At 63.8% G+C, this 20257-nt stretch carries 18 protein-coding genes; 11 read left to right on the top strand and 7 right to left on the bottom strand.

Going from position 1 to position 20257, the window contains the following annotated elements; genetic code table 11:
- Positions 1 to 362: 362 nt before the first annotated feature.
- Both U1R88_RS32560 and U1R88_RS32555 read left to right on the top strand, forming a co-directional pair.
- Positions 363 to 569 (top strand): DUF1674 domain-containing protein, encoded by a 207-nt coding sequence (locus tag U1R88_RS32560; protein ID WP_322435045.1) that lies wholly within the window; start codon positions 363 to 365, stop codon positions 567 to 569.
- 210 nt (positions 570 to 779) lie between these two features.
- Entirely contained in the window at positions 780 to 1016 is a 237-nt protein-coding gene (locus U1R88_RS32555; RefSeq protein WP_322435044.1) for a hypothetical protein, read from the top strand.
- Positions 1017 to 1043: 27 nt separating this feature from the next.
- Here the strand turns inward: U1R88_RS32555 and U1R88_RS32550 are convergent, their stop codons facing one another.
- Complete coding sequence (locus U1R88_RS32550) at positions 1044 to 1259, bottom strand: hypothetical protein (RefSeq protein WP_322435043.1); 216 nt, start codon at positions 1257 to 1259, stop codon at positions 1044 to 1046.
- 434 nt (positions 1260 to 1693) lie between these two features.
- Between U1R88_RS32550 and U1R88_RS32545 the strand changes: the two genes are divergently transcribed.
- The 5 genes from U1R88_RS32545 to gyrB all read left to right on the top strand — a co-directional run bounded on the left by U1R88_RS32545 (position 1694) and on the right by gyrB (position 9845).
- Positions 1694 to 4174, top strand: a complete 2481-nt coding sequence (locus U1R88_RS32545) for a PAS domain-containing sensor histidine kinase (RefSeq protein ID WP_322435042.1) — start codon at positions 1694 to 1696, stop codon at positions 4172 to 4174.
- A 157-nt stretch (positions 4175 to 4331) separates the two neighbouring features.
- Positions 4332 to 5864: a tRNA (adenosine(37)-N6)-threonylcarbamoyltransferase complex ATPase subunit type 1 TsaE gene (gene tsaE, locus U1R88_RS32540; RefSeq protein WP_322435041.1), complete on the top strand. Its 1533-nt coding sequence runs from the start codon at positions 4332 to 4334 to the stop codon at positions 5862 to 5864.
- Positions 5861 to 6583: a nucleotidyltransferase family protein gene (locus U1R88_RS32535; protein ID WP_068283757.1), complete on the top strand. Its 723-nt coding sequence runs from the start codon at positions 5861 to 5863 to the stop codon at positions 6581 to 6583. Before tsaE ends, U1R88_RS32535 begins: the two co-directional genes overlap by 4 nt.
- Positions 6584 to 6684: 101 nt before the next feature.
- Positions 6685 to 7302, top strand: coding sequence for a LysE family translocator (locus U1R88_RS32530; RefSeq protein ID WP_068283760.1), 618 nt, complete (start codon positions 6685 to 6687; stop codon positions 7300 to 7302).
- A gap of 116 nt (positions 7303 to 7418) precedes the next feature.
- A complete protein-coding gene (gene gyrB / locus U1R88_RS32525) occupies positions 7419 to 9845 on the top strand; it encodes a DNA topoisomerase (ATP-hydrolyzing) subunit B (protein WP_322435040.1) in 2427 nt (808 codons plus the stop codon).
- 101 nt (positions 9846 to 9946) lie between these two features.
- On the opposite strand, the gene U1R88_RS32520 is transcribed toward gyrB, so the two are convergent.
- Positions 9947 to 10444, bottom strand: a complete 498-nt coding sequence (locus tag U1R88_RS32520; RefSeq protein ID WP_322435039.1) for a DinB family protein — start codon at positions 10442 to 10444, stop codon at positions 9947 to 9949.
- Positions 10445 to 10894: 450 nt separating this feature from the next.
- Between U1R88_RS32520 and U1R88_RS32515 the strand changes: the two genes are divergently transcribed.
- The 4 genes from U1R88_RS32515 to U1R88_RS32500 all read left to right on the top strand — a co-directional run bounded on the left by U1R88_RS32515 (position 10895) and on the right by U1R88_RS32500 (position 15439).
- Positions 10895 to 11845 carry a phosphoribosylaminoimidazolesuccinocarboxamide synthase gene (locus U1R88_RS32515; RefSeq protein ID WP_322435038.1) on the top strand — a complete coding sequence of 317 codons (951 nt, stop codon included), beginning with the start codon at positions 10895 to 10897 and terminating at the stop codon, positions 11843 to 11845.
- Between the two features lie 707 nt (positions 11846 to 12552).
- On the top strand, positions 12553 to 13626 hold the full coding sequence (locus U1R88_RS32510) for an acyltransferase family protein (protein ID WP_322435037.1): 1074 nt from the start codon (positions 12553 to 12555) through the stop codon (positions 13624 to 13626).
- Positions 13627 to 14086: 460 nt separating this feature from the next.
- Positions 14087 to 14317, top strand: coding sequence for a helix-turn-helix domain-containing protein (locus tag U1R88_RS32505; RefSeq protein WP_156771368.1), 231 nt, complete (start codon positions 14087 to 14089; stop codon positions 14315 to 14317).
- Positions 14318 to 14707: 390 nt separating this feature from the next.
- Positions 14708 to 15439, top strand: a complete 732-nt coding sequence (locus tag U1R88_RS32500) for a glycerophosphoryl diester phosphodiesterase (RefSeq protein WP_322435036.1) — start codon at positions 14708 to 14710, stop codon at positions 15437 to 15439.
- A gap of 4 nt (positions 15440 to 15443) precedes the next feature.
- Here the strand turns inward: U1R88_RS32500 and U1R88_RS32495 are convergent, their stop codons facing one another.
- The 5 genes from U1R88_RS32495 to U1R88_RS32470 all read right to left on the bottom strand — a co-directional run bounded on the left by U1R88_RS32495 (position 15444) and on the right by U1R88_RS32470 (position 20193).
- Positions 15444 to 16187, bottom strand: a complete 744-nt coding sequence (locus tag U1R88_RS32495) for an MBL fold metallo-hydrolase (RefSeq protein ID WP_322435035.1) — start codon at positions 16185 to 16187, stop codon at positions 15444 to 15446.
- A gap of 81 nt (positions 16188 to 16268) precedes the next feature.
- On the bottom strand, positions 16269 to 17342 hold the full coding sequence (locus U1R88_RS35760; protein ID WP_425545518.1) for an ABC transporter ATP-binding protein: 1074 nt from the start codon (positions 17340 to 17342) through the stop codon (positions 16269 to 16271).
- Between the two features lie 13 nt (positions 17343 to 17355).
- The gene (locus U1R88_RS32480) at positions 17356 to 18147 is read right to left on the bottom strand and encodes an ABC transporter permease (RefSeq protein ID WP_322435034.1); all 792 of its coding nucleotides are present in this window, start codon (positions 18145 to 18147) and stop codon (positions 17356 to 17358) included.
- Between the two features lie 2 nt (positions 18148 to 18149).
- Positions 18150 to 19013 carry an ABC transporter permease gene (locus tag U1R88_RS32475; RefSeq protein WP_322435033.1) on the bottom strand — a complete coding sequence of 288 codons (864 nt, stop codon included), beginning with the start codon at positions 19011 to 19013 and terminating at the stop codon, positions 18150 to 18152.
- A gap of 94 nt (positions 19014 to 19107) precedes the next feature.
- Complete coding sequence (locus U1R88_RS32470) at positions 19108 to 20193, bottom strand: polyamine ABC transporter substrate-binding protein (protein WP_425545517.1); 1086 nt, start codon at positions 20191 to 20193, stop codon at positions 19108 to 19110.
- Positions 20194 to 20257 lie beyond the last annotated feature (64 nt).

The raw sequence follows: 20257 nt of genomic DNA, 5'->3' as shown, positions 1-20257 counted from the left end.
CCGTAGCACGACTTGACCGCCGTTGGCCTGAGGGAGCCTGACTGCATGGCGCCGGATGAGAGATGCTCGCCTGCCTGCAATCCAAGTCCCGCAGACTTCACTGCGGATAATATTTATTTCCTGACTATAATCTCACCTGCCGCCATGACAAGTCGGCTCTTCGTTTTTTTGATCCAGGCTCCCATCTATGAGAAGCCTGCAATGCGGACATGCCAGCCCGGTATCGTGAACTTTGGTTCCCAAAGGTCAAGTCTCACGGCGCGTTGTCCGCGGGCGGGGCACCCGTCGGTGCCGCCCGTGTAACCGAGCCAGTTTTCATAGAAGTGCTTGATCGAACATACCATATTTGCGATGGAGAACCCATGTCCGCTCCCGAATCCGACATGCCTCTCCATGCCGCGCCTGGCAAGACCTTGAGCGAAGCGGCCAGGCGCGCGCTCGCGGAGGCTGCCGAGCGCCGCAAAGCGGAAAAGCCGGCCGAGCGCCCGCGCGAGATCAATGGCCGCGACGGTCCCGAGCCCGTGCGCTACGGCGATTGGGAAGTGAAAGGCATCGCTTCCGATTTTTGAGGCAGCTGCAGCCGAAGCGATCGCATTTTTGCTGATCGCGGAATTGCCATAAGTATTGCTGGATTGTTTCCGGTCTATCTCTCTCGGTAAATTCGCCATCACGAATAGTTCACGCTTCATATCTCGCTCGTGAATTGCGAGATGGGACAGCGTGCCGTAGATTCAGATCATTGCTTGTTCGACCTCCTATGGATTTTCAAGGAGAAGATCATGAAGATCTTTACGATTTCTACGATTGCAGCGTTTGGTATTGTCATTGCCGCTACGGCTGCCAATGCCCATGGCCGTCTCGTTACCGGGCCTGAATTGTATGGCGCACCTGCGGCGGTTCAGCAGGCGGGCGAGAATGATCGCCAGATTGGCGCGAGAGACAATAGCGCTCAACCCCGCAAGGTCCATGCGGTTCGGCATGTCACCCGTCGATTGAGCAATAGTGAGGCCTACTGAGCCCGTTCGCGTCGGACGTTTCATCACCTAGGCGTAGAAAGACAGTCTTTTCCAGCCGATCATAGTGAAGCGATATTGCGCGCCGCCCCGCTTGCCGGGGCGGTTTTTTGTTGGAGTGCCGATCCGTGTTCCCTCGGCGATTTCCCGAGTGAACAGGGGTTTGTTAAGCCCGTGGTAACCATGATCGGTGCCAAGATGACGGGTCGCTTCGTCATGTCTGGTTCCCTCATCGGGAGCCTGCACCTTCAAATTTCCTTGCATAGCCGCCGAATGGCCTCTTCCGGCGGGAGTCAAGGGGAGGGTAAAGTGAACTGATTCGGAGGACGGGTTCACGGTCGTGCAGACCGGGAGGCCGTGCTTCCGCGCAAGACTGGATGTCATTCACAATGACAGCCGGTTCCCTTTGCGGGCAGGGCCGGTCTCCATTCGGTCCGCGGTGCCTGCAAATGTGCGAGGGCGGGGCGCATCGGTGCCTGCGCCCTTGGCAGACGGGGTCGCAGCAGCCTGGTGGTTTCCGCTCGTTCGAAGGAGGGGCGAGGCCGCCGCGGTCCTGCCAACGTCGCGTTGCGTTTCAGGGTGAGCGGAACGTCATTCGCCGGCGCCTGTCCGGTACCGAAGGGATTCGTCGAAGCAAGATGCGACAGGACAGACGGCAAGGCAGGCGACAGGAAGCGGGGTTGTCGGGGAGGGCCCGGCTCTCGGCCTTGCTGTGCACCGGCATTTTCCTGGCGGCCATGCTGCCGACGTCCGTCGCCCTGGCGGCCGATACCATGCCGGCGGCATCAGGCCTGTTCGGCAATCTCTCCAGCGCCGATCGCCGCATCCTCGCCATGCTGGCCCTGTTCGCCGGTCTCCTGATCCTGGCGACCGGCCTGGCCGTGTTCTATCTGCGCGCCCGCAATGCCTGGCTCCAGCGTGACCGGGCCGCCAAGGCCGAGGCGCAGGCCCTCGCCGCTCGCGCCGAGCGTGCCGAAGCCCTGCTGATGTCCGAGCCGCAGCTGATCGCGGTCTGGTCCGGCACCGAGGACCTGCCGCTGCTTTCGGGCGAATTGCCGGGGGTCACCATCTCGTCCTCCCGCCGCGGCCTGATCGGTACGGGCTGGCTCGACTATCACGATACCCGCGCGCTGGAAGAACAGATCGCGGCGCTGCGCGGGCGCGGCGAGAGCTTTCACATGGTGGCACGCTCGCGTCATGGCGGCTATATCGAGGCGGATGGCCGCGCCATCGGCGGGCGGGCCGTGCTCCGATTGCGCGACGTCACCGGTGACCGCCTGGAACTCGCCCGCCTCGCCGACCGGCATCGCCGCGCCAGCGAGGAGATCGAGGCGATTCGCTCCCTGCTCGACGAGGCGCCGGTGCCGCTCTGGCTGCGTAATGCCAATGACAAGCTGGTCTGGGTCAACAAGGCCTATGCCCGGGCTGTTGACGCCCAGGACGAGAACGACGTCCTCAGTGGCGACGTCGAGCTGCTCGACCGGCCGGCCCGTGAGGAGGCCAATGCTGCGCGGCACGACGGCAAGCCCTTCCTCAAGCGCGTGCCGGCGGTGGTCGGTGGCGCCAGGCGCACGCTCGACGTCATCGATATCCCTTCTTCGCGCGGCTCGGCCGGCATGGCGATCGATGTGTCGGAAGTCGAGACGATGCGGGCCGATATCGGCCGCCAGATCGAGGCGCATGTGCGCACGCTCGACCAGCTCGCTACCGCCGTGGCGATCTTCGACGCCGACCAGCACCTCACCTTCTACAACGCGTCCTTTGCCGCGCTCTGGCAGCTGGATGCCGCCTTCCTCGACGGCAAGCCGACTGACAGCGAGATCCTCGACCGCCTGCGTGCCCAGCGCCGCCTGCCCGAACAGGCCGATTTCAGAGCCTGGAAATCGAAGCTGCACGAGGCCTATCGCGCCTTCGAGCCGGCCGAACACTGGTGGCACCTGCCCGATGGCCGCACCTCGCGAGTGGTCACCACGCCCAACCCGGCCGGCGGCGTCACCTATCTGTTCGAGGATGTCACCGAGCGCATCGATCTGGAGGCCCGCTACAAGGCCTTGTCGCGCGTCCAGGGCGAGACGCTGGAGAATCTGAAGGAAGGCGTCGCCGCCTTCGGCTCCGACGGCCGCCTGCGCCTGTCCAACCCGGCCTTCGCCGCGATCTGGCGGTTGCCGCAGGAGATGCTGGAGCAGCGTCCTCATATCGACGACGTGGTGTCGCGCTGTTCGGTGCTGTTCCGCGACGAGGCGGTGTGGCAGGCGCTCAAGGGCGTGATCACCTCCTTCGGCGATGCCCGCCATTCCACCGACCAGCGCATGATGCGGGTCGACGGCACGGTCATCGACGTCGCCACCGTGCCGCTGCCGGATGGCGGTACGCTGGCCACCTTCACCGACGTCACCGATTCGGTGAATTTCGAGAACGCCCTGGTCGAGAAGAACGAGGCGCTGGAGGAAGCTGCCCGCCTCAAGAACGACTTCGTCCACCATGTTTCCTACGAGCTGCGCTCGCCGCTCACCAACATCATCGGTTTCGTGCAGCTGATGGCCGATGGCGCTGCCGGGCCGCTGAACGAGAAGCAGCGCCAATATGCCGGCTACATCAAGACCTCGTCCGATGCGCTCTATGCCATCATCAACAACATCCTCGACCTCGCCACCATCGATGCCGGCGCGATGACGCTGGACCTCGGCAAGGTAGACATCCGCGAAGCCATGCAGGGCGTGGCCGAGGCGGTGCAGCCGCGCCTGGCCGAGACCGGCGTCCGGCTGGAGATGAAGGCGAGCCAGGCGATCGGCAATTTCGAGGCCGATGGCCAGCGCGTGCGCCAGGTGCTGTTCAACCTGCTCTCCAACGCCATCGGCTTCTCGCAGGCCGGGGGCACCGTGACGCTCTCGGCCCTGCGCAAGGGCCAGGAGATCGTCTTCCGGGTCGAGGATCGCGGCCGCGGCATTTCCCAGGCGGTGATCGACCGCGTCTTCGACCGTTTCGAATCGCATGGCGGCTCGAGCGGCCATCGCGGCGTCGGCCTCGGCCTGTCCATCGTGCGCTCCTTCGTGGAACTGCATGGAGGCACGGTCGAGCTGGTCTCCGAGGAAGGCCGTGGTACCATCGTCACCTGTCGCTTCCCGGTCGACGCCTCCGTTCACAGGGAGGCGGCCGAATGAGAGGCCGGGGTCATCCCGGACGCGGCGCAATATGCAATATTGTGCCGCAGATCCGGGATCGCATGACAAACAAGTCTCACATCCAGAGCGGTCCCGGATCTGCGAAGCGTCGCTGCGCGCCGCATCGCGTCCGGGATGACATTAAAGGCCCAGCCCATTGACCGATCTCCTGACCCACCAATGGACCGTCGACCTGCCGAGCGAAGCGGCGACCGAGCTGCTGGCCCGTGACCTGGCGGCGACGCTGCGGGCCGGCGATCTCGTTACCCTGTCGGGCGATCTCGGTGCCGGCAAGACCGCCTTTGCCCGCGCCCTGATCCGCGAGATCGCCGAGGATCCGGAGCTGGAAGTCTCCAGTCCCACCTTCACGCTGATCCAGCTCTACGACACGCCGACCTTCCCGATCGTGCACGCCGATCTCTATCGTATCGGCCATGCCAGCGAGCTGGACGAACTGGGCTGGGACGAGGCGCCCGACGGCGCGCTGGTGCTGGTCGAATGGCCCGAGAAGGCCGGTGAGACGCTTCCCGCCGACCGGCTCGACATCCGTTTCGTGCATGCCGGCCGCAGCGAGACCGCCCGGCGCGCGACGCTGACGGGGACGGGCGATTGGTCCGCCCGGCTGCGCCGCTTTTCCCAGACCGGCGATTTCCTGCGCCATGCCGGCTGGCAGGATGCGGCGCGCGAACATGTCCAGGGCGACGCCTCGACCCGTTCCTATGCCCGGCTGAGGCGCGGGCAGAACACGGTAATCCTGATGAATTCGCCGGCCCGGACCGACCGCACGCCGGTGCGCTATGGCAAGACCTACAGCCAGATCGCCCATATCTCCCAGGATGTGAAGCCCTTCGTGGCGATGGCCAGGGGCTTGGCGGAACGCGGCTTTTCGGCCCCGCAGATCCTCAAGGAGGATCTGCTGCACGGCCTGCTCCTGCTGGAGGATTTCGGCACGGACTTCATTGCCGAGGACGGCAAGCCGGTGGCCGAGCGCTATGGCGTGGCCGTCGACCTGCTCGCTCACCTGCATGGCATGGAGCTGCCGGATACGCTGCCGGTCGCTTCCGCCATCAACCACAGGATCCCGTCCTTCGACCATGGCGCCCTCGATATCGAGGTCGAGCTGCTGATCGAATGGTACATGCCGATGATCGGCGCGCCGCAATTGTCGCAGCGCAACCGCGACCATTTCACGGCGCTCTGGCGCTCGGCACTCGCGCCCGTCGTCAAGGGCGAGCAGAGCTGGCTGCTGCGTGACGTCCACTCGCCGAACCTGATGTGGCTGCCCCGGCGCGAGGGCATCAAGCGCATCGGGCTGCTCGACTTCCAGGATGCGATGATCGGCCCGCCTGCCTATGACGTGGCCTCGCTCTGCCTCGATGCGCGGGTGAGCGTGGACCAGGAGCTCGAGCTCCAGCTGCTGACGCGCTATGTGAAGGCGCGCCGCGGCGCCGATGCCGCTTTCGATCCCGCCGGCTTCGCACGCGCCTATGCGGTGATGGCGGCCCAGCGCAACACCAAGCTGCTCGGCCTGTTCGCCCGCCTCGACAAGCGCGACGGCAAGCCCGCTTATCTCAAGCACATCCCGCGCATCCGCGCCTATCTCGACCGTGCTTTGGCCCATCCCACCTTGGCCGACCTCAGGGAATGGTTCGAGACCTTCGTCTTCGCGATAGAAGCCAGAGTATCATGACCCGCCCCTTTTCGACCGCCATGCTGCTGGCCGCCGGGCTCGGCAAGCGCATGCGTCCGCTGACCGACGTCCGGCCGAAGCCGTTGATCGAGATCGCGGGCAAGCCACTGATCGATCACGTGCTCGACCGCCTCGCAGCATCGGGCGTGGAGAAGGCGGTGGTGAACGTGCACTATCTCGCCGAGCAGATGGAAGCCCATCTTTCCGGCCGGCAGCATCCGAAGATCCTGATCTCCGACGAGCGTGCAGGCCTGCTGGATTCCGGCGGTGGCGTGCGCAAGGCCCTGCCTCTGCTCGGCAAGGCGCCCTTCATCGTCTGCAATTGCGACAGCTTCTGGATCGAGGGGCCGCAGAACAATCTCGAGGCCCTCGAGGCGGCCTGGGATCCCGAACGCATGGACATCCTGATGCTGGTGGCGGCGACGGCGACCAGTATCGGCTTCGACGGCCGGGGTGACTATCATCTCGACAGCGCCGGGCTGCTCTCCCGCCGGCGGGAGAACGAGACCGCGCCCTTCGCCTATGCGGGGGTGCTGCTGATCAAGCCGGACCTGTTCGAAGGCACGCGCGAGATCTTCTCGCTGAACCGGCTGTTCGACGCGGCCGAGACCAAGGGGCGGTTGTTCGGCCGGCGGCTCGACGGCATCTGGCTGCATGTCGGCACGCCCGAAGCGGTGGGAGAGGCAGAAGCCAAGATCGCGCAGTCGGCGGTGGACTGACTGACCGCCCTTTCCCGCAAGCCTGCGGGAGGCTGGCGGTTCCGGAAAGCTTCCCACTCCGGCCGCGACCGGCTATAAAGGCCTCCCACCGGAGCCTCCCCATGCTCGATCCCACCGCCCTCGCCGTCTATGCCGGCGCGCTGTTCGTGGCTGCGGCCCTGCCGGGGCCGGGCATTGCGGCGCTGGTGGCGCGCGTGCTCGGCAAGGGCGCGCGCGAAAGCCTGGGCTTTGCCGTCGGCATCGCTTTGGGTGACCTGGTCTGGCTCGGTTTCGCAGCGGCGGGCCTGGCCGTGCTGGCACAGAGCTTTTCAGGTGTCTTCCTGGCGATCAAATATGCAGGCGTCGCCTATCTGCTCTATCTGGCCTGGAAATTATGGACGACGGCGAACCTCGTCCAGGCCGTCGAGCGTGACACAAGCCGCGAGAACGGCTGGCGCAGCTTTCTGGGCGGCCTGTCGATCACCCTCGGCAACCCCAAGGTGATGGTGTTCTACACCGCGCTTCTGCCCAACCTGATTGATCTCGGCCATCTCTCGCCGGCAAGCTTCGTCGAGCTTGCCATCGCCACCGAAGCGGTGCTCGCCGCCGTGTTCGGCTTCTACATCGTCCTGGCCGGCCGGGCTCGCTCGCTGCTGACCAGCCCGCGCGCCATGCGTCTTCTGGCCAGGAGCTGCGGCACCGTGATCGCCGGCACGGCCGTGACGATCGCAACGCGATGAAAGATCGCCGTCATCCACCGATAAATATCTGATAAATCACAAAAATGTGCCGTTTTGGCATGAAATTCGGCACGGGAATCCCTATATTCCTTCCGAATCAAGGAATGAGTTGCTCAATGGCTGAACCCGCTTTGTCCGAAACGCCCGAAAATGACTACGGCGCCGACAGCATCAAGGTGCTCAAGGGCCTGGACGCGGTGCGCAAGCGCCCCGGCATGTATATCGGCGACACGGATGACGGCTCGGGCCTGCACCACATGGTCTACGAGGTCGTCGACAACGCCATCGACGAGGCGCTGGCCGGCCATGCCGACATCGTCACGGTGACGCTGAACCCCGACGGCTCGGTCACCGTTACCGACAATGGCCGCGGCATCCCCACCGCCATCCACGCCGAAGAGGGGGTCTCGGCGGCCGAAGTGATCATGACGCAGCTTCATGCCGGCGGAAAGTTCGACCAGAACTCGTACAAGGTCTCGGGCGGCCTGCATGGTGTCGGCGTATCCGTGGTGAATGCGCTCTCCTCCAAGCTCACCTTGCGCATCTGGCGCGACGGCGGGGAGCACACCATGAGCTTCAGCCATGGCGATGCCGATGCGCCGCTCAAGATGGTGGGGCCTGCCGGCGACAAGCGCGGCACCGAGGTGACCTTCCTGCCCTCGACGCAGACCTTCACCAAGACCGAATTCGACTATGCCACGCTGGAGCGGCGCCTGCGCGAGCTCGCCTTCCTCAATTCGGGCGTGCGCATCGTGCTGACGGATCGCCGCCATGGCGGGGAGAAGAGCGAGGAATTGATGTATGAAGGCGGCCTCGACGCCTTCGTGCGCTATCTCGACCGTTCCAAGACCGCCCTCGTGCCCGCGCCGATCTATGTGAAGGTCGAGCGCGACGGCATCGGCGTGGAAGCGGCGATGTGGTGGAACGACAGCTATCACGAGACGGTGCTGTGCTTCACCAACAACATCCCCCAGCGTGACGGCGGTACCCATCTCGCCGGCTTGCGCGGTGCGCTGACCCGCCAGGTTACCGGCTATGCCCAATCCTCCGGCATCTCCAAGAAGGAGAAGGTGGAGATGACGGGCGACGATTGCCGCGAGGGCCTGACCTGCGTGCTCTCGGTGAAGGTGCCGGACCCCAAATTCTCGTCCCAGACCAAGGATAAGCTGGTGTCCTCCGAGGTGCGGCCGGTGGTCGAGAGCGCCATGAACGAGGCGCTGTCGACCTGGTTCGAGGAGCACCCCGCCGAGGCCAAGACCATCGTCGGCAAGGTGGCCGAGGCCGCCGCCGCCCGCGAGGCAGCGCGCCGGGCCCGCGAGCTCACCCGCCGCAAGGGGGTGCTCGATGTCGCTTCCCTGCCCGGCAAGCTCGCCGATTGCCAGGAGCGCGATCCGGCAAAGGCCGAACTCTTCATCGTCGAGGGTGACTCGGCCGGCGGCTCGGCCAAGCAGGGCCGCTCGCGCGAGTTCCAGGCCGTGCTGCCCCTGCGAGGCAAGATCTTGAACGTGGAGCGCGCGCGCTTCGACAAGATGCTGTCGTCGGAACAGATCGGCACGCTGATCACCGCGCTCGGCACCGGCATCGGTTCGGAGGAGTTCAATCCGGACAAGCTGCGCTACCACAAGATCATCATCATGACGGACGCCGACGTCGACGGCAGCCATATCCGCACGCTGCTGTTGACCTTCTTCTTCCGCCAGATGCGCGAGATCATCGATCGCGGCCATGTCTATATCGCTCAGCCGCCGCTCTATAAGGTCTCCCGCGGCAAGTCCGAGCAATATCTGAAGGACGAGCGGGCACTGGAGGACTATCTGATCGACACCGGCGTCGAGGGCTCGGTGCTGCGGCTCGGCAGCGGCGAGGAGCGGGCCGGCCAGGACCTGCGCGGCGTCATCACCGATGCGCGCACCATCCGCACCCTGCTCGGCCAGCTCCACAGCCGCTATGACCGCGTGGTCGTGGAACAGGCCGCGATCGCCGGTGCGCTGAACATCGCCGTGGTTGCCGATCCCGAGCAGGCCCAGCAGGCCGCCGACGAAACGGCGCGGCGCCTCGATGCCATTGCCGAGGAATTCGAACGCGGCTGGACCGGCCGGGTCGACAAGGGCGGCTATGTCTTCGAGCGCATGGTGCGCGGCGTCAAGGAAGCCCATACGCTCGATGCCCAGTTGCTTGCCACCGTCGATGCCCGGCTGCTCGACGAGCGTTCGACCGCGCAGCGCGAGGTCTACGGGGTTCCCGCCAGCCTTACCCGCCGCGGCGAGGAGATCGAGATCCACGGTCCCGTGGCCTTGTTCGAGACGCTGACCAATGCCGCCCGCAAGGGCCTGTCACTGCAGCGCTACAAGGGCTTGGGCGAGATGAACCCCGACCAGCTGTGGGAGACCACGCTCGACCGCAATGTCCGTTCCCTGCTGAAGGTACAGGTCAAGGAAGTGGTCGAGGCCGAGGACATCTTCACCAAGCTGATGGGCGATGTCGTCGAGCCGCGCCGCGAATTCATCCAGGACAACGCGCTGACGGCCCAGGTCGACGCCTGAGCCTGACGGCCGACGCAATTTGCAGAAGAAGTTGGGGGGGCGCGCTTCAAAAGGAAGCGGACCTTCACCCTGGGTCCGAAGCCCGGCGGCGGCCGGGTTGGCTATGGCATGATCTCGAGATCGGTCGGTCCTGGCTGCGTCCCTGCTGCCGTCAACATCGCGTGGACCTGGCCGCGGTGATGGGTCAGGTGGTTGAAGAGTTGAACGGCGCACAGCGCCTTCGGCTTCTCGATCCGGGTTGAACCCGCTCCCGGACGCCAGGCGACCATGCCGGCGAGGTCCGCGTCGAGCAGCAGGGCTGCCCATTCCTCGATCTCTTCGTCTCGCCGCGATCGAAGCGTCTTGAAGTCATCCCAGTCCGATGGGCTGGTGAGAGAGTGCTTGATGTGTTCCTCCGGGCGCTCATTCCCTTTCAAGCGCTGCAGGATCAGGGCATCGGCCCAATAGAGATGGTTCAACGTCGCCGCGATCGATTGGAAGAAGGCGCCTCGATCCTTCCAGCGATCCGCAGGCGTGAGCTTATCGGCGGCAGCGAGCAGGGCGGCGTTCTGCCAGCTGTTGTACCGGGCCATGAGGCGGCAATAGGCAGCTGAGATCATCGTTTCAGGCTCCAAGGGCTGAGGGCCGCTGGTTGCGGATCGAGAGTTGGCACAAGCAGGGACCGCCGGCGCGCAAGCGGACCGTTGATCCCGGGCAAGCCAAGCGAATGCAGGGATGGCAGAGGAGAGAGGGAGGGAAGGGGCGGTTTGCTCTGAAGCCGCCAAAGTCGCGCCTAGTCATCCGGCGTTCGATAGGCCTGAGGCCTCATGGACTGGTTTGACCTGTCCTTGGCTGAGTCTATGGGCTCAGTCATCGAAACGGATCCGGTTCCCCACGATCCGTCGCCATCTACAATAGCAGAACTTCGGTGCAAGTTGAACCCTGGAATCACCTCCCGAAATCCATGTCCGGGAATCGCCTGACGCGGCCCGCAGCGAGGCGGACGGCGGGTGTGACAGGACGGGCTGGCCGTGCCATAAGCGATTTTCCCATTTCGACACGGTTACGCCATGCCAGATATTGCCGCCCTGCAAGATGCCTTCATCCCGGAATTGCCGAACTACTATCGTGGCAAGGTCAGGGAGAACTATGATCTTGCCGACGGGCGCCGCATCATCATTGCCACGGACCGCCTGAGCGCCTTCGACCGGGCGATCGCCAGCATTCCCGGCAAGGGGCAGGTGCTGACGCAGACCGCCCGCTACTGGTTCGAGCATACCGGCGACATCTGCCCCAACCATGTGCTCGACTATCCCGATCCCAATGTCGTGGTGGGGCAGAGATTGACGATCCTGCCGGTGGAAATCGTGGTGCGCGGCTATCTCGCCGGCACGACGGGTACTTCCATCCTGACCCTCTACAAACAGGGCCAGCGTGAAATGTATGGCGCGCGTTTTCCCGACGGACTGCGCGACAACCAGGCCTTGCCGCAGGCGATCATCACACCCACGAGCAAGGCCTTCGACGGGGGGCATGACGAGCCGCTTTCCGCCGATGAAATCATCGCCAAAGGCCTGCTCGGCCCGCGGCAATGGGAGGAAGTATCCGGTTATGCCCTGGCGCTGTTCGCACGCGGCCAGGCCCTGGCGCAGGAGAAGGGGCTGATCCTGGCCGACACGAAGTATGAGTTCGGCACCGATGGCGAGGGGCGCATCATCCTGGCCGATGAAATTCATACGCCCGATTCCAGTCGATATTGGTTTGGCGCCAGCTATCCCGCCCGCTTTGCCGCCGGCGAGAAGCCCGAAAGCTTCGACAAGGATTTCGTGCGCAACTGGGTTGCTGCGCGCTGCGATCCCTATAAGGAAGCGATTCCCGCTATCCCCGCCGAGCTGATCGCCGAAACCTCGCAGGTCTATATTCAGGCCTATGAGACGATAACCGGGCAAGCCTTCGAAACCCCACCCGGCGCAGAGAACCCGCTGGAGCGTATCCGTCGCAATCTCGCCCGTTATTTCTAGACCATCCTACCGGAAGACCGGCGCCGTTTCTTCGCAAATGGGACGTGATCTCAAAGGCCTGCTTCATCGGATCCGGTGAAGCGGGAAGCGAGGCCTGCTGACATCTTCCCCAACCCGTCAGGGCAGGTGCCTCCGTGCGAGGGGGCAGGCTTTACCGTCGCCTATGTTGCGGAGCCGGGGCAGCACTACTTAAGGGCAGGATACGGGATGGAACGAAGATCCCCTTCCCCGGAGCAAACTTCCTACAGGTGCATCTGCATTGCAGGCTGCTGAACTTGAGCGAATTTTCGTACGCCTTTTCTCAAGAAAACAAGAATCTTTAGATGTGTATTAAATATTGTTTCTGATGATTTGAATTTACTTTTTATATGAACAGCAAAAAGAACAATTATATATAAGATTGTTATTTTAAAGATAATGAGAAATGTTGCAATTGCTGAGCTCATGTGCAAATGTTCCTCTGCGTTATGAGGAAATTGCGGTGCGAACAAAATGCCGGGCCGCAATGCGGGCCAGTTGATGAGGCGGGTGCAGCCGGCGGCGATCAGGTGGGGCCGTCACATAGTTCTGCGGCTGTTGCCGGCAGGGCGGATGCTTCTTGAGCCTGGAAGGCACCTCGCATCGTTAAAGACGCGTGGAAACAAAAAGTTGGAACAAATAGGCGTCCAGGCGCGAGCGCGTATTGTTCTGGACAGGACGAGGTCAGGATGCAGCGTCATTCCATGTTCCCCGGCAATCAGGCGGCCAAACCGCATTTCCTGCTGCTCGACGGTTTGCGCGGCTTCGCTGCATTTTGCGTGATGCTGATCCATCTCGGCAGCTGGCTGGCTGTGCCGTGGGTCGCGAGGAACAGCTATCTGGCGGTCGACCTGTTCTTCTGCCTCAGCGGATATGTGCTGTCCTATGCCTATATGGGCCAGGCCCGCACCATGGATAGCTTCGAATTTCTGCGCGTTCGCCTGCTGCGCCTGCTGCCGTTGACGGTGCTCGCCCTTGCTATCAGCGCCAGTTACCTGGTCGCTCGCGGCGTCTTCGAGCACGCGCCTGTGCCCTATGCCGAGTTGCTGAATGCGCTGATGCTTTCGACCTTCAGCCTGCCGAACTTCAGCGCTCCCGCCGAGATCGGGGGGCCCAGTTTCTTCCCGCTGAACGCGCCACAATACACCATTCTGCTGGAGCTCGCCGCGAATCTAGTGTGGTGGCGCCTGCGACACACCAATCTGGAGAAGGTGGCGGCCGCTCTTGCCTTGGCCTGCCTGTGCATTCTGATGGTCACCGGTCTGGGCGGGGATACCCCCAATACCTTCCTCTCCGGCTTTCCGCGTGTCGGCGCCTCGTTCTTCATCGGCGTCGTACTCTACCAGATGCGAGACAGGCTGCCGGCGTGGCGGGGATGGACCGTGACATTCTGGCTGCTGGCCGGCGCAATGGCCGTCCTGTTCTTCTGGCCGGCGGAACTGCCGCGGGCCGTACAGCTCACCTGGGTGGCGCTACTCTCGCCCGCCCTGGTCGCCGTGGGCGCCAGGGTCCAGTGCTCGGGCGGGCTTGCCTCATTCTGTTCGGCGGCAGGCACTGTATCCTACCCGCTCTACTGCCTGCATTTCCCGATCTTCTGCTGGATCAATGGCCTCTACCGTTCCTTCTTCGGGGCGCAGAATTTCTATGTCGAGGCTCCCATCGTCGCGGTCGTCGCGATCATCGTCAGTCTGCTGGCGCATTACTGCTACGATGTGCCCCTCCGCCGCTATCTCGGTGCCCGGGCAAGGCGCGTGCATGCCTGATGCTTTGCGCGCTAATGCGTTGTTTCGAAAGGTTTTTGTAATTTCCCGTGACTGCATCGAACCGCAACATGCCGCGGCAGCGGCAGCCCGGGCAAACGATGGCTTGATCTCTCGGGCATGAGCTGTCAGTATCCGCGCCGGGCAACCATGGCAGGCGGGGTATAATCCCGCTGCTGGTCAAAAAGCCTGATTCGCTCCTGATCCAACCAAGACTGATCAAAGGCAATACCTAAGGAAAGGGCTGTTCTCCCGAGGCCTTTTCCGGCGTTTGATCGATATTGCAAAGCTGAAACAGTAACTTAAGTAGTCCCTCGCGCAGTTGTGTGCTCGCAATGCACATCTCGCGCAGCCCGATACTTGGCAAATCGTTAATTGGAAGGCATGTTGTGCCGCCTTCACCATCCAGGACGGGAGACAAATAGCAAATCCATTTCCCCGGTTCTCAACAAGGAGGATTTACATGTCCCATACCGGAAGCGATCATACCCTTGCTCAGACCTGCACTTCCTCGGTGCCTGTCGGGACGGACCTCTTCAGGCAGGCCCGTGAGGCCAAGGGATACAGCAGGGAAGACCTCGCGGTCACCTGCGGTCTCACGGTCGATGAGATAGAAGACCTCGAACTGGGCAACAATGCCAGCCCCGCCCATCTGCGTCGCGTCGCGGCCGCACTCGGCCTGCCCAGCGAATAACCGGCTGAGCTTCCCTTCCGAACCCCTCACGAGCCCGACGTCCCAAGCAGGCACGGGCCTTTAACGGCGGTTCAACGTAGCGAGCCGGTCCAAGAACCGAAAACCGGTGTCGCTGCAGTTCATTCAATCGTCTCATGACCAAAGATTTCAGGCTGGCGTTTCCCGGGGGGTAAACCCAGCCGATCCGAGATCGGTCTGAAGCACGGTCTTACGGAAAATCTGCAAAAACGAAACTGCGTCCCCGCCTCCATCCGGATGCGGGGACGGCGCGCATGAACCGGCCTGTCTTCGCGTGAAGAAGTGGGGGCACCCGGATTCGTGATCTTGCCATTGGCGGCACTTCGGGCCATGGAGCTTGTGATCCTCTCGATCCGCTTCTGGAGACCGGCGATGCCCCTCACCCTTCCTCGTGTCATCGGGCATCGCGGCGCCGCCGCGCATGCACCGGAGAACACGCTCGAATCGATCCGCTGCGCCGCAGCCTTCGGCGTTGCCATGGTCGAGATCGACGTGCAGCTCAGCAAGGACGAAGTGCCCGTCGTCATTCATGACGATACGCTTGAACGCACCACCACCGGCCGTGGCCCGGTGATCGACCTGACCTTCCGCGAACTCCAGGCCTTGGATGCCGGTTCTCCCTTCGGCCGCCCCTTTACCGGCGAACGCATTCCCGATCTTGCCGCGGTGCTCACTTTGTGCCGCGAGCTGAAACTGGGCCTCAATGTCGAGATCAAGCCCTCGCCCGGCACCGATGTGCGCACCGCCGAAGTCGCATTGAAGGCGATCGAAACCTTTGGCTCCATTGGGGCGCCGCTGGTTCTCTCTTCCTTCTCGGTCGAAAGCCTGGAAGCGGCCCGGGATCTCGCCCCGTATCTGCCGCGGGGCTATCTGATCTGGGAGCGGCCGGCCAATTGGGCCGACATCGCCGACAGAGTCGAAGCGGCTTCCATTAATTTCGACCATGAACAAGAGACGCCTGAGAGCATCGCCGCCTACAAGGCGACGGGGCGCCCGCTGCTGTCCTACACCGTGAATACCGCCGAACGGGCACGGGAATTGTTCGCTTTGGGCGTCGCCGGCGTGTTCACCGACTTTCCGGGCCGGATCCTGCGGGTGGCCTGAAGCGTCACGCCGGTGGCACGGTTCTGCCCTTGCCTTCGAGCCAGGCGCGGATCAACTGGCGGTAGCGCGCACCGTCGAAGCTCGGGAAATGCCCGCCATGCACGGTGCGGACGGGCAGGCGCAGCAACCGTTCTATCGAGGCCACATAGTCCCGCGCATTGGCGTGGTAGGTGTCCTCGATCAAGGGGCCGTCATAGAGGATGTCGCCGGAAAACAGCGTCGCCGTGTGCGCCTCCCATAGCGCGATGCCGCCCGGCGAATGGCCCGGCGTGTGGATGACCTCGAAGACGCGGTCGCCGAGATCGATGACGTCGCCGTCTTCCAGAATTCGGGTAGCCGGCGCCCGTTTCACCGCATAGCAGGCCGAGCAATAGGGCTCCGGCGGCAGGGCGTCGAAGATCTCGTCGGTGACATAAGGATCGGCCAGGGTGTTCTGTCGGGTCGGATTGGCGAGGAGATCGGCCTCGGCGGCATGCACCGCGCGGCACTCGAACTCGTGATGGCAGCCGATATGGTCGAAATGGGTGTGGCTCGCCACCGCGATCAGGTCGCGCTCGGTGACCACAGGCACCCATTCGCGCAGGGAGACGACGCCCATGCCGCTGTCGACCAGCATGTCGCGGTCACGCCCGCGGACATGCCAGATGTTGCAGCGATAGAACTCCTGGATATAGGGCTCGCCGATCGCCGTGACGTCGTCGGCGAGACGCCGCATTTCATACCATTTGTCGGGGCTGATCCGCTGCATCGGGTGTTTTCTCTTCTGGGTCATCCCGGACGCGCTGCGGCGCAGCATTGCATGCTGCACCGCGCGCGGGATGACAAGGTGCTACAAGATCACCACATCATCCGGCTTGACGGCAAGCGCCAGGGACTGGCCCTCGGCGAGGTGTGCCGATTGCGGCAGATGCGCCACCAGGGTCGGCCCGCCGGCAGGCTGGAGATGGCAGCGGTAATGCGTGCCGAAGAAGGCGCCGCCCGTGACCCTGGCCTCGCCCAGCGAGATCATCGGCTCCTGCTCGCCTGCCGTCGGCCGGAAATGCTCGGGCCGGATGCACAGCGTCACCGCGCTTTTCCTGCGGGGCTCGCCCGTGGTGAAACCGGCGCTGGGCAGCACGAGGCTGCCGAGGGCCGTGTCGATGCTGATATGGTCGCCCTGGAGATCGGCGACCTCGCCGGCAATGAAATTGGCCTCGCCCATGAAGCCGGCCGAGAACAGCGAGCGCGGCCGCATATAGACCGTGGCGGGCGGGCCGACATCCTCGATATGGCCTGCATTCATCACCACGATGCGGTCGGCGATGGCCATCGCCTCCTCCTGGTCGTGGGTGACATGCACGAAGGTGGTGCCCACCCGCTTCTGGATCGCCTTCAATTCGTCCTGCATCTGGCGCCGCAGCTTGAGGTCAAGCGCCCCGAGCGGCTCGTCGAGCAGCAGCACGTCGGGATCGACAGCGAGAGCCCGGGCGAGGGCGACGCGCTGGCGCTGGCCGCCCGACAATTCATGCGGCTTCTTGGCGGCAGCCTTGTCGAGGCCGACCAGGGCGAGATAGCCGAGTGCCTTCTCGTCGCGCTCCGCCCGGCCCATGCCGCGCATGCGCAAGCCGAAACCGACATTGTCGATCAGGCGCATATGCGGGAACAGGGCATAGTCCTGGAACATGGTGGTGGTCGGCCGCCGCGCCGGCGGCACATTCGTCATGTCCTGGCCGCCGATCAGCACCTGCCCGGAGCTCGGCGTCAGGAAGCCGCCCAGGATCGAGAGCAGGGTGGTCTTGCCGCAGCCGGAGGGGCCGAGCAGCACGATGAACTCGCCGGCCGTGATCTCGAGGCTGACATCGTCGAGGGCGGTGAAGGCGCCGAAGGTCTTGCTGGCATTGCGGACGGAAATCGAGGCGGTCATGATTTCGGTTCTCTCATGATTTCTTGGCCCTTCCGAAGACGGTGAGTTCGACGACGACCAGCACCAGGATGGAGATGAGGAAGACCAGCGAGCCGATGGCGTTGGTCTTGGGATTGAGCCCGGAGCGCAGGAGGTTCCAGATCTCGACGGGCAGGGTGACGTCGAAGCGCGAGAGCAGGAACGCGATGATGAACTCGTCCCAGCTGAAGGTGACGGACAGGAAGAAGGCGGCGAGGATCGACGGCATGAGCATCGGAGCGGTGACCAGCGCCATTACCTTGAGGTCACTGGCGCCGAGGTCGCGGGCCGCGCGCTCGATGTTGATGTGGTGGTCGCCCATCGAGGAATAGATGATGGCAAAGCAGAGCGGCAAATTGATCACCACATGGCCGATGCCGACGGTCCACAGCGAGAGCGGCAGATGCAAAGCGTTCAGCACCGTCAGCAGGCCCAGCGCGATGATGAGATAGCTCACCGTCATCGGGGCGATCAAAAGGCCCCGCTGCAGCGCCGAGCCCGGCAGCCTGTAGCGCGCCAGCGCATAGGCGGCGAGGAAGCCGAGCAGGCAGGCGGCGATCGAGGAGCCGATGCCCACCATGAGGGAATTGAGCATGGCGGCCATCAGCTTGCCGTCGACGAACACCGCCCGGTACCATTGCAGGGAGGCGCCGTTGAAGGGCGGTACCGGCAGGCGCCCGTCCTGGAAGGAGAACAGCACCAGCACCGCCACCGGCAGGAAGATGAAGCCGAAGATCGCGATGGCATAGAGGCCGGAGAGAGCATCGAACAGGGTCTTGCGCGTCATGCTCAGGCCCTCTCGATCTTCAGCCAGCGCGCACAGGCGACATAGGCCAAAGTCACCACCGCCATCAGCACGATGGACAGGGTGGCGGCCATGGGCAGGTCGGCCCGGCGTCCGAGCTGGAGCATGATGATCTGCGGCAGCACCAACTCGTTGTTGCCGCCGAGGATCTGCGGGGTGACATAGTCGCCGATGCAGAGCACGAAGGTGAGGAAGGCGCCGGTCATGATGCCGGGCAGGGTGAGCGGCAGCACCACGTGCCAGAAGGTCTGCAACCCGTTGGCGCCGAGATCGGCCGCGGCCCGCCGGTAGTTCGGGGAGAGCTGGATCAGATTGGCGTAGATGGTCAGCGTCAGCAGCATCACGAAGAAATGCACGAAGCCGATCACGGTGGCGGTGCGCGTGGAGGCGAGGTCGAGCGGCTCTCCGATTACGCCGAGCCCCAGCAGGGCCTGGTTGATCACGCCGGCCTTGGAGAGCACCAGCAGCCAAGCATAGGACCGCACCACATAGGAGGTCCAGAACGGCAGCACCGCCAGAATGAGGGCAAGGCGCTGATAGCGCTTGGGCACGCGCTCGGCGATGATCCAGGCGAGGGGATAGGCGAGCAGTACGGAGAGCACGGTCACCATCGCCGTGATCTCCAGCGAATTGGCCAGGCCCTTGAGCAGGGACGCCTTCTGAAAGAAGGCGAGGTAGTTGTTCAGGTCCCAGCTCTGGACGATCTGGCCGCCCTGCAGCGACCACAGGCTCATCGCCGCCATGAAGCCGAAGGGGACGACGAAGAAGGCCAGCGTCCAGCCGAGCGCCGGCAGGACGAAGCCCCAGGCCTTGCGACGCTCCGCCGCTTCGAGGCTGGATGCGGTCATGGTGGCTCTCCTGGGAGCGCGGGTATCCTGCCCGCTCTTGGAACTGCAGTGCTTGCAAAAAGGGAAGAGCGGGCAGGATGCCCGCGCTCCAATCTCACTGCTGCATCATGTCGGTCCAGGCGTCCTGCATCTTCTTGTCGAGCTCGGGATTGGGCGCGGGATAGAGCTGGGCCTTGGCGAGATAGCCGGCCTGGTCGTTCCAGCGCAGCGCCGCCTTCTGGGCATCGGTCAGGTGCTCGCCGGCCTTCTTGTTGGCAGGCATCGCCCAGTAGCAGGAAGAGGTGGCGAGGCGCGCCTGGCCTTCCGGGCTAAGGATGTACTGCACGAATTTCAGGGCGAGATCCTTGTGGGCGGCATCCTTCATCACCCCGATCGACTGTGCCCAGCGCACGGCGCCCTGATCCGGCACGGTCCAGTCGAGATTGGGCTTTTCGGCTGCGAGCGCGGCGGTGATCCATTCGCCGCCGCCGACCAGGATGTCGACTTCGCCGGTGGCCAGCGCCGTCTGCGAAGCGGTGACTTCGCTGACCTGCTTGGAGACCTTTTTCATGGCGGCGAGCTTGTCCTGGATGGCCGGCAAATCGGTCTCCGACAGCTCGGCCGTCTTCTTGCCGAGGCCGACCTGAACCAGGCCCATCACCGGCAGGTAATAGTCATAGATGGCGATGCGGCCCTTGTACTTGTCGGACCACATCACGCTGAGGTCCTTCATGTCCTTCGGGTCGACCTTGGTCTTGTCGTAGGAAATCGTGTTGTAGCCGAACTTCTCGGTGGCGGCGTAGATCTTGCCGTCCTTGGCGTTCTGCGCCTCCATGCGCACTTCCGGGAAGGTGTCGGCCAGCGGCAGGGCATCGGCCGGCATTTCGGCGAGGAGGTTCTGGTCGACGGCGCGCTTGACGTCGATGGCGTCGATCACCAGCACGTCCCAGTCGCCAGGCCGGGACTGGGCGATGATGGAAAGGCCCGCGCCGGTGCCCTCATAGGTCTTCAGGTTGACCTTGACGTTGTTGGCCTTCTCGAAGGGCTCGATCAGGGCCGGATCGGTATGGTCGCACCAGACCAGGGCGTTGAGCTCGTCGGCGGCACGGGCGGATACCGTGGCGGAGAGGCCGGTCATGCCGGCGAGAGCGGAGGCGAGGAGGAGACGGCGCGCGAAGGCGCGGCTTGCGGGCGATGTCATGGTTTACCTCTGGCTGGCGGCACGTCTTGATGGTGCTCTAATAAAGAAATTGAGTGAGTTCATT

Source organism: Labrys sedimenti, assembly GCF_034424805.1.
GTDB classification, from domain to species: Bacteria; Pseudomonadota; Alphaproteobacteria; order Rhizobiales; family Labraceae; genus Labrys; species Labrys sedimenti.
The sequence above is the reverse complement of the archived record's forward strand: the minus strand, read 5'-3'. Positions and strand labels throughout refer to the sequence as shown.

What these genes read in the sequence shown, in the direction of transcription:
- U1R88_RS32535 (WP_068283757.1), top strand. Translation starts at nt 5,861, where the DNA reads ATGACCCGCCCCTTTTCGACCGCCATGCTGCTGGCCGCCGGGCTCGGC.
- U1R88_RS32530 (WP_068283760.1), top strand. Translation starts at nt 6,685, where the DNA reads ATGCTCGATCCCACCGCCCTCGCCGTCTATGCCGGCGCGCTGTTCGTG.
- U1R88_RS32555 (WP_322435044.1), top strand. Translation starts at nt 780, where the DNA reads ATGAAGATCTTTACGATTTCTACGATTGCAGCGTTTGGTATTGTCATT.
- U1R88_RS32510 (WP_322435037.1), top strand. Translation starts at nt 12,553, where the DNA reads ATGCAGCGTCATTCCATGTTCCCCGGCAATCAGGCGGCCAAACCGCAT.
- U1R88_RS32470 (WP_425545517.1), bottom strand. Translation starts at nt 20,193, where the DNA reads ATGACATCGCCCGCAAGCCGCGCCTTCGCGCGCCGTCTCCTCCTCGCC.
- U1R88_RS32500 (WP_322435036.1), top strand. Translation starts at nt 14,708, where the DNA reads ATGCCCCTCACCCTTCCTCGTGTCATCGGGCATCGCGGCGCCGCCGCG.
- U1R88_RS32520 (WP_322435039.1), bottom strand. Translation starts at nt 10,444, where the DNA reads ATGATCTCAGCTGCCTATTGCCGCCTCATGGCCCGGTACAACAGCTGG.
- U1R88_RS35760 (WP_425545518.1), bottom strand. Translation starts at nt 17,342, where the DNA reads ATGACCGCCTCGATTTCCGTCCGCAATGCCAGCAAGACCTTCGGCGCC.
- gyrB (WP_322435040.1), top strand. Translation starts at nt 7,419, where the DNA reads ATGGCTGAACCCGCTTTGTCCGAAACGCCCGAAAATGACTACGGCGCC.
- U1R88_RS32505 (WP_156771368.1), top strand. Translation starts at nt 14,087, where the DNA reads ATGTCCCATACCGGAAGCGATCATACCCTTGCTCAGACCTGCACTTCC.
- U1R88_RS32515 (WP_322435038.1), top strand. Translation starts at nt 10,895, where the DNA reads ATGCCAGATATTGCCGCCCTGCAAGATGCCTTCATCCCGGAATTGCCG.
- U1R88_RS32480 (WP_322435034.1), bottom strand. Translation starts at nt 18,147, where the DNA reads ATGACGCGCAAGACCCTGTTCGATGCTCTCTCCGGCCTCTATGCCATC.
- U1R88_RS32560 (WP_322435045.1), top strand. Translation starts at nt 363, where the DNA reads ATGTCCGCTCCCGAATCCGACATGCCTCTCCATGCCGCGCCTGGCAAG.
- U1R88_RS32495 (WP_322435035.1), bottom strand. Translation starts at nt 16,187, where the DNA reads ATGCAGCGGATCAGCCCCGACAAATGGTATGAAATGCGGCGTCTCGCC.
- U1R88_RS32475 (WP_322435033.1), bottom strand. Translation starts at nt 19,013, where the DNA reads ATGACCGCATCCAGCCTCGAAGCGGCGGAGCGTCGCAAGGCCTGGGGC.